Raw genomic sequence first — 13,379 nt, forward strand, 5'->3', positions numbered from 1 at the left:
AATGCCTGCTATGTCCGCGGGTCGAGCCACAACGCCTCGGCGACCGCGCACAGTTCGCCCTCCGCCGTCGCCAGCGCGATGCCCACCGTGTGCTTGCGCCCCGACTCCGCGATCACCCAGGCGTACGGGACATGCGGCTCGCCCGCGACGACCGGGCGCAGCACCGTGGCGGTCAGCGCCGCCGTGACCAGGCCCGCCTTCGCCGACCCCAGCTGGAGTGCGGCGATCCCGCCGGGGCAGTCCAGCGCCGCCCACACCGCCTCGGGCGGCAGTACCCCGCCGTCCGCGCCGAGCCCGGGGTCGGGCGTCCAGGCGGCGGTGACCAGGTCCCGGCCGGGGGCGAGCCCCGCGAAGATGCGCAGACCGAGGCCGGGGGTCACCCCTTCGCCGCAGCCGTAGCAGTCGGTGAATCCGCCGTCCGGGTTCTGGAGGCGGGCCTCCGTCCCTGCGAGCGCCTCAGCCCACGACGGGGCGTCCGGCACGTCGAGCGTCAGCTCGCGCGGGCTCGCGAGCGCGAGCGCGGTGGACCCTGAGGTCAACTCGGCGCCGCCGTCCGGGTTCTGGGCGATCCGGACGGGGGTGTCGACCGGCACCGCCCCGCGGAAGTCCACGCGTACGGTCTTGGCGTCCGCCCGGTCGGCCAGCAGCCCCGCCACGTATCCGCCGAAGGCGACACCGGGGTAGCCGTGCACACGGGCCGGGACGGTGACGATCTCTGCGCTCATGGCGTCAGCCCACCACACTCTCCCGCCAGGCGCGATGCAGACCGGCGAACTGGCCGGTGCCCGCGATGAGTTGCTCCGGGGCGCCGTCCTCGACGATCCGGCCGTGCTCCATCACCAGGACCCGGTCGGCGATCTCCACCGTGGAGAGGCGGTGCGCGATGACGACCGCGGTGCGGCCGCGCAGCACGGTGTCCATCGCGCGCTGTACGGCCCGCTCGCCCGGGATGTCCAGGGAGCTCGTCGCCTCGTCGAGGATCAGGACCGCCGGGTCGGCGAGCAACGCCCGTGCGAACGCGACCAGTTGGCGCTGGCCGGCGGAGATCCGGCCGCCCCGCTTGCGTACGTCGGTGTCGTACCCGTCCGGGAGCGAGGCGATGAAGTCGTGCGCGCCGATCGCCTTCGCGGCCTGCTCGATCTCCTCGGGGGCCGCGTCCGGGCGGCCGATCGCGATGTTCTCGGCGACCGTGCCGGAGAAGAGGAACGCCTCCTGGGTGACCATGACGACCCCCTTGCGCAGTTCGGGGGTGTCCAGGTCGCGCAGGTCCACGCCGTCCAGGAGGACAGTGCCGTCGGTGGGGTCGTAGAAGCGGGCGAGGAGCTTGGCGAGGGTGGACTTGCCCGCGCCCGTCGAGCCGACGACGGCGACGGTTTGACCGGCGGGGATCGTCAGGTCGAAGTGGGGGAGGACCTCGCCGCCGGTGCGGTAGGCGAAGCGGACGTCGTCGAAGACGACCGTGCGGCCCGGGTGTTCGGAGGCGAGGGCGGGCAGCGGCTGCGGGGTGGTGGGCGCGGGGACGGTGGGGGTCTGGGCGAGGAGGCCCGCGATCTTCTCCAGGGAGGCGGCCGCGGACTGGTAGGAGTTGAGGAACATCCCCAGGCGGTCGATCGGGTCGTACAGTCGGCGGAGGTACAGCACCGAGGCGGCGAGCACACCGAGCGCGAGGCCGCCCTCGGCGACGCGGTAGGAGCCCCAGAGGACGATCGCGGCGACGGCGGTGTTGGCGACGAGCCGGGAGCCGACCACGTAACGGGCCATCTCCAGGAGGGCGTCGCCGTTGGTGCGCTCGTGGCGGCGGTTGAGGACGAGGAAGTCCGCGTCGTTGGCGCGCTCGCGGCGGAACGCCTGGACCGGGCGGATGCCGTTCATGGTCTCGGCGAACTTCACGATCACGGCGGCGATGGCGGTGGACCGCCGGGCGAAGACCCGTCCCGCGCGGCGCTGGTAGAGCCGGACGAGGAGGTAGAGCGGGACGAAGGAGGCGACGGCGACGGCGCCCAGGCCCAGGTCCAGCCAGAGGAGCATCGCGCAGATGTACACGCCGGAGAGGATGACGCCGATGAGCTCCTGGAGCCCCTCGGAGAGGAGCTCGCGAAGGGACTCGACGTCGGTGGTGGAGCGGGAGATGAGGCGGCCCGAGGTGTAGCGCTCGTGGAAGTCGACGCTGAGGGCCTGCGCGTGGCGGAAGATCCGGCCGCGCAGATCGAGGAGGACGTCCTGGTTGACGCGGGCCGAGGCGCGGATGAAGGAGTACTGCAGGATCCCGGAGGCCAGCGCACAGCCGAGGTACCCGGCGCCGACGGCGATCAGCGGCCCGTAGTCGTGGTCCCGGAAGGCGGGGACACCGCGGTCGATGGCGTACGCGACGAGCATGGGCCCGGCCTGCACGGCGGCCTGCTGCAGAAGGAGGAGCAGGGTCGCGACGAGAACGCGCCCGCGCAACGGCCGGAGAAGAGAGAGCAGCAGAGCCCGGGTGGCCCCGGCGGGCGCGGGCAGCGCGTCCTTGTCGAAGGGGTCGCCGCCGGTGCCGTCGGCTGCGCTCTTGTCGGTGGGACCGGCCTGACTGCCGGGCCGGACCCCGTTGTCAGCGCCGGGAGCATCGCTGGTGGCCTGCCCGTCGGCCCCCGACTGCCGCGGAAGCGGGGCGGTTTCGGCCGCCGGGGTACGCGGGCCGCCGGACCGGTCGGCGCCGGCGTCGTCCCTGCCCGCGTCGTCGGCGGCGCGGGTCGAGCCCGGCGCTGCTGCCGTGTCGGCGGCCCCGCTCCCTGCCGCGTCCCCTGTACCCGGGTCCTCGTCCTGGGCGGGCTGCGTCGTCGTGTGCGACGAGGTCATCAGGCGTTCTCCTCAACGGCGTTGGCGTCCGCGCCCGACATCAGCCAGGCGTACTCGGCGTTGCTGCGCAGCAGTTCGTGGTGGGTGCCGACCGCCGTGATCCGGCCGTCCGAGAGCAGGGCGACCCGGTCGGCGAGCATCACCGTGGACGGGCGGTGCGCCACCACCAGTGCGGTCGTCGACTCCAGGACCCGGCGCAGGGCCGCCTCGACCAGGGCCTCCGTGTGCACGTCCAGCGCGGACAGCGGATCGTCCAGTACGAGGAAGCGCGGCCGGCCCACCACCGCCCTGGCCAGCGCGAGGCGTTGGCGCTGGCCGCCCGAGAGGCTCAGGCCCTGCTCGCCGACCTGGGTCCCCGTCCCGTCGGGCAGGTTGTGCACGAACTCCGCCTGGGCCACCGACAGGGCCCGGTTCAGCGCCGTCTCGTCCGCGCCCGCGTCGCCCATCAGCACGTTCTCGCCGACGCTCGCCGAGAAGAGCGTCGGCTCCTCGAACGCCACCGAGACCAGCTCGCGCAGCCGCTCGCGCGCCATGAGCGTGATGTCCTGACCGTCGAGGGTGATGCGGCCCCCGGTGATCTCGTGCAGACGCGGTACGAGGGCGGTGAGGGTCGTCTTGCCGGAGCCCGTCGCACCGACCAGCGCCATCGTCTCGCCCGAGCGGATGTGCAGATCGATGTGGGCGAGGGCCGGCGGGGCGTCGGGGGCGGCGTCCGGGTAGCGGAACTCGACCCCCTCGAAGACCAGGCCCGAGGCGTCGGGCGAGACCGCCTCGGCCGTCTCGGTGTCGAGCTCCTCGGCCACGTCCAGGACCTCGAAGTACCGTGTCGTGGCCGTCGCCGCGTCCTGGCTGATGGCGATCAGGAAGCCGATCGACTCCACCGGCCAGCGCAGCGCGAGCGCCGTCGACAGGAAGGCGACCAGCGTGCCCGCCGACAGGTCACCGTCGGCGACCTGCACCGTGCCGAGCACCAGCGCCGCACCGATCGCGACCTCGGGCAGCGTCATGATCAGCGCCCAGATGGAGGCCAGCAGCCGCGCCTTGAACAGCTCGGTCCCGCGCAGTTTCGCCGACAGTTCGCGGAAGGCCTGCGCCTGACTGCGGTGGCGGCCGAAGCCCTTGATGATGCGGATGCCCAGCACGCTCTCCTCGACGACCGTGGTCAGATCGCCGACCTGGTCCTGGGAGAGCCGGGTGACCTTCGAGTACTTGGACTCGAAGAGCGCACAGAGGATCACCAGCGGGACGACAGGGGCCAGCAGTACAAGACCCAGCGACCACTGCTGCTGGAGCAGGATGATGAACCCGACGAGGATCGTCACCCCGTTGACCAGCAGGAACGTCAGCGGGAAGGCGAGGAACATCCGCAGCAGCATCAGATCCGTCGTGCCGCGCGAGAGCAGCTGCCCCGAGGCCCACCGGTCGTGGAACGCGACGGGCAGCCGCTGCAGATGCCGGTAGAGGTCGGCCCGCATGGACGCCTCGACGCGGGACAGCGGCCGGGCGACCAGCCACCGCCGCAGCCCGAAGAGCAGCGCCTCAGCGATCCCGAGGCCCAGCAGCATGAACGCCCCGAGCCAGACCCCGCCGGTGTCCCGGTCGGCGACCGGGCCGTCGACGATCCACTTCAGTACGAGGGGGATGACCAGCCCCAGGCAGGATGCGACAACGGCGACAAATGCCGCACTGGCCAGCCGTGTTCGTACGGGCCGCACATACGGCCACAGACGCATCAGACTGCGTGCGGCGGACAGTTCCTTGGGTGGTGCATCTTTTCTGGGCATCAGCACCGACCCTACGGACAGCCACTGACAATGCCCACAGAATTTCTGGGCACCCGCGAAGCCCCCTACCGGTCGTAGTGCCCCATCAACCGATCGGTTGATGGCGGGTTGAGCGCGTTGGCGGATGCCGCGGCCACGCGCTTTCCGGGACTCTCGATACATGGCAATCATCGAGGTCAGCGAGGTACGCAAGGTCTACGGCGGCAGGGCCGTCGTGGACGGGGTGTCCTTCGCCGTCGAGCAGGGGGAGATCTTCGGGATCCTCGGCCCGAACGGCGCGGGCAAGACGACGACCGTCGAATGCGTCGAGGGGCTGCGGGTCCCCGACGCCGGATCGGTCAGGGTGGCCGGATTCGATCCGGTCGCCGACCACGACCGGGTCTCCAAGATCCTCGGCGCCCAGCTCCAGGAGAGCGAACTGCAGCCGAAGCTCACGGTGCGCGAGGCCCTCACCCTCTACGCGGCGTTCTACCCGCACCCGGCCGACTGGCGCCCGCTCGCCGAGCGCCTCGGCCTCACCGCCCACCTGGACGCCCGCTTCGGCAAGCTCTCCGGCGGCCAGAAGCAGCGCCTGTTCATCGCGCTCGCGCTGATCGGCAACCCGAAGGTCGTCGTGCTCGACGAGCTGACGACGGGCCTCGACCCGCGCGCCCGCCGCGACACCTGGCAGCTGATCGAGGACGTACGGGACTCGGGCGTCACCGTCCTCCTCGTCACCCACTTCATGGAGGAGGCCCAGCGCCTCTGCGACCGCATCGCCGTCATCGACGGCGGCCGCATCGCCGCCCTGGACACCCCGTCGGGCCTCATCCGCCGGGCGAGCGGCGCCACCGTCATCTCCTTCTCGCCCTCCTCGACGCTCGACGAGAACGAACTGCGCGCGCTGCCCGCGCTCTCCTCCGTCGAGTACAAGGACGACCGGATCACGCTCAGCGGCACCGACGACACCGTCAACGCCGTCATCACCCTGCTCGCCCAGCGCCACATCACGGCCCACCAACTCCGTGTCACCGACGCCACGTTGGACGACGCGTTCCTCGACCTGACGGGAGCCGACGCCTCATGAGCACCGCGACCGCAAGCAGCAGCGCCGCCGTACTGAAGACCGAAGCCAGGCTCTTCCGCCGCGAACCCGCCTCCCTCTTCTGGGTCATGGCCTTCCCGACCCTCCTCCTGGTGATCCTCGGCTCCATCCCCTCCTTCCGGAACACCGACGCCTCGCTCGGCGGGATCCGCCTCGTCGACGCGTACGTTCCCGTCACCGTCCTCATGGCGATGATCCTGGCCGGACTCCAGGCCATGCCCCCGGTGATCACCGGCTACCGCGAACGCGGCATCCTGCGCCGCATGTCCACCACCCCCGTCCGCCCGCACGCCCTGCTCGGCGCCCAGATGGGACTGCACGGAGCGGCCGCACTGATCTCCGCGCTGCTCTCGCTCGCGGTGGGCAGGATCGCCTTCGACGTCGTACTGCCGCGCCAGGCCTTCGGCTATCTCCTCGCGCTCGTCCTGGCGGTCCTGGCAGCGCTCGCGCTGGGCGCCCTGGTCTCGGCGATGGCCCGTACGGGCAAGATCGCCAGCGCCATCGGGTCCGCGATCTTCTTCCCGATGATGTTCTGCGCCGGCACCTGGGTCCCGGTCCAGGCCATGCCGGACGCCCTCGCCCATGTCGTCGAGGCGACTCCGTTCGGCGCCGCCGCCCAGGCCCTCAACCAGGCCGCGGCGGGCGACTGGCCGGGCTGGATCCACCTCGGTGTCCTCGCTCTGTGGACCGTGGTCCTCTCGGCCGCGGCCACCCGCTGGTTCCGCTGGGAGTGAGGAAGCAGATGCCCGGCGCCATGCAGACTGGATGTATGACGACCCACTCCACAGCCGTCGACCAGCGGCTGGCTCAGCTCCACCGCTGGGGTCCCTACGTCCTGCTGGCCTTCGGCTCCGTGCTCTGCGTCGCCACCGTCGGACTGGTCGGCATGACCAAGACGGACGTGAGGGGGCAGGTCTATCAGGCGGGGGCGCTGGTCGTCGCGGCCCTCGTCCTCCAGCTGTGGTGGGGGAGGGCGGTCCGCACCTGCCCGACCCCCGGGGTCGCGAGCACCGTCTACTACACCCTGCGCTGGGGCATCGGATTCTGGCTCTGCTGGCTGAACCCGTTCTTCTCCTTCTACGCGGTCATCGGCTACTTCACCGCCGAGAAGCTGCTGCCCCGCCCGCTGATCCGGGCGGGGCTCTTCGCCACCGCCGTCACCATGTCGGGTGCGTACATCGGCGGACTGCCGCCCGAAGGGGCCACCGGCTGGGCCCTGTTCGGGGGTCTGCTGGTCGTCAGCATCATCATGCTCGCCGCCTTCATCCGCCTCTCCGAGCTGGAGGACGAGCGCACTCGCAAACAGGCCTCCACCATCGAGGAACTGGCCGAGACCAACACCCGCCTCCAGCAGGCCCTCGACGAGAACGCCGCGCTGCACGCCCAACTCCTCGTCCAGGCAAGGGAAGCGGGGGTCTCCGACGAACGCCGACGGATGGCCGCCGAGATCCACGACACGATCGCCCAGGGACTGACCGGCATCATCACCCAGCTCCAGGTCGCCTCCACCACCAAGTCGCCGGAGACCGCGGCCGAGCATCTCGCCAGCGCCCAGACGCTGGCCCGCCACAGCCTCGGCGAGGCCCGCCGCTCCGTGCAGAACCTCTCCCCGGTCGCCCTCGCCGACGACTCGCTCCCCGAGGCGCTGAAGAAGCTGGTCGACGAATGGTCCGGACGGGCGGGCGTACGCGCCGAGTTCACCGTGACCGGCACGGTCGAGCCCCTCCACGACGAGGTCGCCGCCACGCTGCTCCGGATCGCCCAGGAGGCCCTGGCCAACACCGGCAAGCACGCGCACGCGACCCGGGTCGGCGTCACGCTCTCGTACATGGGCGACGACATGGCCCTCGACGTACGCGACGACGGCCGCGGCTTCGACCCGGAGCAACTCCCCGCCCCCACCACGTCCGGCGGGTTCGGCCTCGGCGGGATGTGCGCACGGGCCGAACGGATCGCCGGCACCGTCGTCGTCGAGTCGGAGCCGGGGCACGGCACGGCGGTCTCCGCTCGCGTACCTTTGGTCCGCCATGAGTCCTGACACGTACCGCACCATCACGCTGCTGATCGTCGACGACCACCCCGTCGTACGGGACGGCCTGCGCGGCATGTTCACCGACGCCCCCGGCTTCGACGTGCTCGGCGAGGCGTCGAACGGAGTGGAAGGCGTCGAACTCGCCGTCTCCCTCGACCCGGACGTGGTCCTGATGGACCTGCGGATGCCCGGCGGAGGCGGCGTCGACGCCATCGCGGAGCTCACCCGCAGGGGCGCGCGCTCCCGGGTGCTGGTCCTCACCACGTACGACACCGACTCCGACACCCTCCCGGCGATCGAGGCGGGCGCCACGGGCTACCTCCTCAAGGACGCCCCGCGCGACGAGCTCTTCACCGCGGTCCGGGCGGCCGCCGACGGCCGTACGGTGCTCTCCCCGGCGGTTGCCTCCCGCCTGGTCTCCCGCGTCCGCACCCCCGCCGCCCCCGGCCACGAGACGCTCAGCGCCCGCGAGCGCGAGGTGCTGGTCCTCGTCGCCAAGGGCACGTCGAACCGGGAGATCGCCCGGGAGCTGTTCATCAGCGAGGCCACGGTGAAGACCCATCTCACGCACATCTACGCCAAGTTGGACGTGAAGGACCGCGCAGCGGCAGTCGCGGTGGCGTACGACCGCAAGATCCTGGGCTGACCCCACCCCTCCATCACCCACCTGACCTGGGTGTTTCGTGACTCGATCGTGCTGGTCCAGACCTCTTTGCCGTGTGCACGCTGTTCACAGCAAACACACAAGGGGCGGGAAGCATGAACAGATCGGTACGTTGGAGAGCGCTGCTCGCGGCTGCGCCGCTACTGGCGGGCGCCGCCGCCTGCCAGGGCGGCGGGGACGGGAAGGCGGCCGCACCGAAGGAGGTGTCGGTGTACGAGAAGCCGCTGGTGCAGCAGTTCTCCGCGGCGCTCCTCGCCACCAGCAAGTCTGGTTCATCCCGGTTCGTCTCCTCGCTCGAGTACACGACGCACTCCGGCAAGGCGGTGGACACCACCTCCGGCAGCCAGGACTTCGCGCACCGCACGGCCCAGGCCGACCGCACGGTGAAGGTGCCGCACGCCTTCCCCGCGAAGGACGCGGAGCTCATCGGCGCCTCCACACGTGAGACCTTCGCGGTCGACGGGCAGGACGTCCTCTACAGGACCCGCAACGACGGCTGGCTGCGCTACCGCTCCTCGGCGGCCCACACCTTCTCCGAGGCTTCGGCGGACGTGTTCGCCCACGCCGGGAAGTCCGCCCCTTACGGCGGCACACTCGCCGACGTGGTCCGGTACACCATCCCTCGCCACCAGCCCCAGCGACTCGACGGCGGCGCCCGCCGCTACCGGGAGGACATCGCGCCCGCGCTGGCGGTGAGCCTGCTCCCCGCATCGATGTCCACCCTCGTACCGGGAGCGGCGGGCACCGTCACCGTGACCGCCGACTTCGACGCCCGGGGCAGGCTGACGCACGCGTCGGCCGACCTCGCGCCGTTCCTGAAGGTCCTGCACCGTGACCACCGGCTGAGCAAGGTGACGTCCCTGCGGGCCGAGTACACCCTGTCCCGGCTCGGGGAGAAGGTCCCGTACACGATCGCCTCCGGCAAGCACGTGGCGATCGCGGACAAGGTGCTCGCCGATGTGCAGTCGCTGAAGCGGGGCCGCTGTGCCACGAACGACACCGGCCTGGACGACTCGATGCTGGTGCGTCCGGTCGACTGCGGGGACCGGCACGACCTGCGGGTGTTCGGGCAGGTGAGCGTCCACAAGTCGTCGAAGACCACGCTCACCCACGACGACGGCTTCGCCCTGGCCCGCCAGCAGTGCGACCAGAAGTTCCAGTCGGCCCCGACGGCCTGGACCCGCGAGGCGCGTCCGCGAGGCACGTACGACGTCGCCGGTTCCGCGACGGTCTCCTCCGGCGAAGGCACCTCCATCGACGGGGACTACACCTGCTACCTCACGTCCTGACCTTCAGCAGCAGCACGGACCGCGCCGGCACGTTGATCGAGGCGCCCCCTCGGTGCAGCGTCGCGGGCGCGGCCGTCTGCTCCTCCCTGGACGTGTCGACGATCAGCTCGTACGCATCCGCCCACGGCGCCCCGGGCAGCAGGAAGCTCGCCGGGCGGTCCGCCGCGTGCAGGATCGTCAGGAAGCTGTCGTCGGTGATCTCCTCGCCCCGGGCGTCCCGGCCCGGGATGTCGCGACCGGAGAGATAGAGGCCGAGCGTGTCGGCGGGGGCGTACCAGTCCCGCTCGGTCATCTCCGTCCCGCGCGGGGTGAACCACGCCAGGTCCCGCAGCCCGTCCGCCGCCTGCGCCCGCCCGGAGAAGAAGGCGCGGCGGCGCAGCACCGGGTGGGTGTGGCGCAGGGCGAGGAGGCGGCGGGTGAGTTCGAGGAGGGTGCGCGGGCCCGGCTCGTCCAGCAGCGACCAGTCGATCCAACTGACCTCGTTGTCCTGGCAGTAGGCGTTGTTGTTGCCGCCCTGGGTGCGCCCCATCTCGTCGCCCGCGACCAGCATCGGCACACCGGTCGACACCAGCAGGGTGGCCAGGAGTGAGCGCAGCTGGCGGCGGCGCAGGGCGTTGATGCGGGTGTCGGCGGTCTCGCCCTCGACGCCGCAGTTCCAGGAGCGGTTGTTGCCGGTGCCGTCCCGGTTGCCCTCGCCGTTGGCCTCGTTGTGCTTGCGCTCGTAGCTCACCAGGTCGCGCAGGGTGAAACCGTCGTGCGCGGTGATGAAGTTGATGGAGGCCTGCGGGCGGCGGCCGCCCCAGGCGTAGAGGTCGCTGGAGCCCGACAGCCGGTAGCCGAGGTCCCGTACGTCGGGGAGCGCGCCGCGCCAGAAGTCCCGTACGGCGTCGCGGTACCGGTCGTTCCACTCCGTCCACAGCGGCGGGAAGGCGCCCACCTGGTAGCCGCCGTTGCCGACGTCCCACGGCTCGGCGATCAGCTTCACGCGCCGCAGCACCGGGTCCTGGGCGATGACCGCGAGGAACGGCGAGAGCATGTCGACGTCGTGCATGGAGCGGGCGAGCGCGGCGGCCAGGTCGAAGCGGAAGCCGTCGACGCCCATCTCGGTGACCCAGTAGCGCAGAGAGTCGGTGATGAGGCGCAGGACGTGCGGCTGTACGACATGGAGGGTGTTGCCGCAGCCGGTGTAGTCCGTGTAGCGGCGGGCGTCGCTCTGGAGGCGGTAGTAGCCGCGGTTGTCGATGCCGCGCAGCGACAGCGTCGGCCCCAACTCGCCTGCTTCCGCCGTGTGGTTGTAGACGACGTCGAGGATGACCTCGATGCCGGCGGCGTGCAGCGCGCGCACCATCTTCTTGAACTCGCCGACCTGCTGTCCTGCCGTACCGGACGCCGCATAGCCCGCGTGCGGGGCGAAGTAGCCGATGGAGTTGTAGCCCCAGTAGTTCTTCAGCCCGCGCCGCAGCAGATGGTCCTCGTGCGCGAACTGGTGCACCGGCAGCAGCTCGACGGCCGTCACGCCGAGCGAGGTCAGATGCTCGATCGCCGCCGGGTGGGCGAGACCCGCGTACGTTCCGCGCAGTTCCTCCGGGATCCCGGGGTGCCGCTTGGTGAATCCCCGTACGTGCACCTCGTAGATGACGGAGTCCGACCAGGGCGTCTTGGGCCGGTGGTCGTCGGACCAGTCGTCGTCGTCATGGACCACCACACCCTTGGGCACGTGCGGAGCCGAGTCCCGCTCGTCGCGCACGGTGTCCGCCACATGCTGCTGCGGCCAGTCGCGTACGTGCCCGTAGACCTCGGCGGGCAGCCTGAAGTCCCCGTCCACCGCCCGCGCGTAGGGATCGAGGAGCAGCTTCGCCGGGTTCCAGCGGGCCCCGGTCCACGGGTCCCAGCGGCCGTGCACCCGGAATCCGTAACGCTGTCCCGGCAGCACGCCGGGGACGAATCCGTGCCAGATCTCGTGGTCCAGCTCGGTCAGTTCGCAGCGCGTCTCGCGCCCCGAGGCGTCGAAGAGGCAAAGCTCGACGGAGTCCGCACCGCCCGCCCAGAGCGCGAAGTTGGTGCCCGCCGTACCGTCGGGGCCGACCCGGTAGCGCGCCCCGAGCGGGGTCGGCGCACCCGGCCACACGGCGGGCCCGTGCCGCCGACTACCCCCGTTCTGACGCCCGTTGACCGGTGAGAGCCGGTCGCCGGCATCCCTCTGCACGGCCTCTGGTACGGCCTCCTGCTCGGCTGCGCTCGACACTTCTCAGCCTCCCGCGGCTCATCAGGACTCACCGTGCCGAGGGCGCACGGCGTCCCGGCCGCGGCTCCCCTCGCGTTGTCCTCCCACTGTTCTGCCCGCAACAGCCCCTCTCCTCACGTTTCCCCTGCAGGGGGCCGGTCGTTGGAGCGGGAGTGAGACAACTGGCAAAGCGGGCAGGGGCGGGCGTCGCCGCCGCAGTGGTTTGGGCAGGACTGATGGCCTCACTGGCCGGATGTACGGCAGGGGGTGCGGGAGCCGACGCGAAACCGCGCACACCCGAGCAGGCGATCCGCGTCCTGCCCCTGGACAGGGCGCAGGGCGTACGGCAGGACGGCAGGGTCGAGGTGAGCGTCCCCGACGGGCATCTCGAGCGCGTACGGGTCGTGCAGGTCGGGGACGCCAAGGAGCAGGAGATCAAGGGCGCGATCTCCGACGACGGCCGCAGCTGGCACCCGGTGGGGCCGAGCACCGACAACGGGCTGCGGCTCGCCGCCAAGTACACGGTCGACGCACTCGCCGAGGACGGCACGGGTCACCGCCAGGCCCGGCACACCACCTTCACCACGTACGTCCCCGAGCACCGCTTCATCGGCTACTTCAAGCCCGAGAACAACTCCACGGTCGGCACCGGAATGATCGTCTCCTTCGACTTCAACCGGTCCGTGGAGAACCGCGCGGCCGTCGAGCGCGCCATCCGCGTCACCTCGCAGCCGCCGGTGGACGTGGTCGGCCACTGGTTCGGCGACCGGCGCCTGGACTTCCGCCCGGAGCAGTACTGGAAGCCGGGCACCAAGGTCAGCATCGACATGCGGCTGCGGGACGTACAGGCGGCGACCGGTGTGTACGGCATCCAGCAGAAGACCGTCGGCTTCACGGTCGGCCGCTCCCAGGTGTCGACGGTGGACGCCGACGCGCACACCATGACCGTACGGAGGGACGGCAAGGTACTGCAGACGCTGCCCGTCACGGCGGGCGCCCCGAGCCGGACGACGTACAACGGGAAGATGGTCGTCTCCGAGCTCTACGACGTGACGCGCATGAACGGCCAGACGGTCGGCTTCGGCGGCGAGTACGACATCCCGGACGTGCCCCACGCGATGCGGCTGACCAATTCGGGGACCTTCCTGCACGGCAACTACTGGGCGTCCTCGGGCACGTTCGGCTCCGCCAACACCAGCCACGGCTGCGTCTCGCTGCGCGATGTGAAGGGCGGCAGCTCCGACACCCCGGCGGGCTGGTTCTTCGACCGGACCCTCGTCGGAGATGTCGTCGAGGTCATCAATTCCCATGACAAAACGGTCGCGCCGGACAACGGCCTCGGTGGGTGGAATCTGGACTGGGGCCAGTGGAAGGCCGGATCGGCCCTCGGTTGGAACTGAACGGTGACATAGGAGGGGAGTTCCGCGCGTCCGCGATGTGATTATCTTTCGCGAGACGCGCGGGATT

At 71.1% G+C, this 13,379-nt stretch carries 10 protein-coding genes; 6 read left to right on the top strand and 4 right to left on the bottom strand.

Annotation, left to right across the window (positions count from 1 at the left end):
* Window positions 1-8 precede the first annotated feature (8 nt).
* The 3 genes from OG707_RS28060 to OG707_RS28070 are packed head-to-tail and all read right to left on the bottom strand — an operon-like array spanning window position 9 to window position 4,619.
* On the bottom strand, window positions 9-725 hold the full coding sequence (locus tag OG707_RS28060; protein WP_329123083.1) for a PaaI family thioesterase: 717 nt from the start codon (window positions 723-725) through the stop codon (window positions 9-11).
* 4 nt (window positions 726-729) lie between these two features.
* Entirely contained in the window at window positions 730-2,835 is a 2,106-nt protein-coding gene (locus OG707_RS28065) for an ABC transporter ATP-binding protein (RefSeq protein WP_329123085.1), read from the bottom strand.
* Complete coding sequence (locus OG707_RS28070) at window positions 2,835-4,619, bottom strand: ABC transporter ATP-binding protein (RefSeq protein ID WP_329123086.1); 1,785 nt, start codon at window positions 4,617-4,619, stop codon at window positions 2,835-2,837. The genes OG707_RS28065 and OG707_RS28070 overlap by 1 nt, the downstream gene beginning before the upstream one ends.
* Before the next feature lie 160 nt (window positions 4,620-4,779).
* Between OG707_RS28070 and OG707_RS28075 the strand changes: the two genes are divergently transcribed.
* From OG707_RS28075 to OG707_RS28095, 5 genes are all read left to right on the top strand, one after another.
* On the top strand, window positions 4,780-5,685 hold the full coding sequence (locus tag OG707_RS28075; RefSeq protein WP_329123088.1) for an ABC transporter ATP-binding protein: 906 nt from the start codon (window positions 4,780-4,782) through the stop codon (window positions 5,683-5,685).
* Window positions 5,682-6,437, top strand: coding sequence for an ABC transporter permease (locus OG707_RS28080; protein ID WP_329123090.1), 756 nt, complete (start codon window positions 5,682-5,684; stop codon window positions 6,435-6,437). The genes OG707_RS28075 and OG707_RS28080 overlap by 4 nt, the downstream gene beginning before the upstream one ends.
* Window positions 6,438-6,472: 35 nt before the next feature.
* Window positions 6,473-7,741: a sensor histidine kinase gene (locus OG707_RS28085; RefSeq protein WP_329123092.1), complete on the top strand. Its 1,269-nt coding sequence runs from the start codon at window positions 6,473-6,475 to the stop codon at window positions 7,739-7,741.
* Complete coding sequence (locus tag OG707_RS28090; RefSeq protein WP_329123094.1) at window positions 7,731-8,381, top strand: response regulator transcription factor; 651 nt, start codon at window positions 7,731-7,733, stop codon at window positions 8,379-8,381. The genes OG707_RS28085 and OG707_RS28090 overlap by 11 nt, the downstream gene beginning before the upstream one ends.
* A 113-nt stretch (window positions 8,382-8,494) precedes the next feature.
* Window positions 8,495-9,688, top strand: coding sequence for a hypothetical protein (locus tag OG707_RS28095; protein WP_329123096.1), 1,194 nt, complete (start codon window positions 8,495-8,497; stop codon window positions 9,686-9,688).
* Here the strand turns inward: OG707_RS28095 and glgX are convergent.
* Complete coding sequence (gene glgX / locus OG707_RS28100) at window positions 9,678-11,933, bottom strand: glycogen debranching protein GlgX (protein WP_329123098.1); 2,256 nt, start codon at window positions 11,931-11,933, stop codon at window positions 9,678-9,680. The genes OG707_RS28095 and glgX overlap by 11 nt on opposite strands.
* A gap of 152 nt (window positions 11,934-12,085) precedes the next feature.
* Here glgX and OG707_RS28105 point away from each other — a divergent pair, with 152 nt between their 5' ends.
* Window positions 12,086-13,312 (top strand): L,D-transpeptidase, encoded by a 1,227-nt coding sequence (locus OG707_RS28105; protein ID WP_329123100.1) that lies wholly within the window; start codon window positions 12,086-12,088, stop codon window positions 13,310-13,312.
* Window positions 13,313-13,379: the final 67 nt, after the last annotated feature.

The organism is Streptomyces sp. NBC_01465 (assembly GCF_036227325.1).
Lineage (GTDB): Bacteria > Actinomycetota > Actinomycetes > Streptomycetales > Streptomycetaceae > Streptomyces.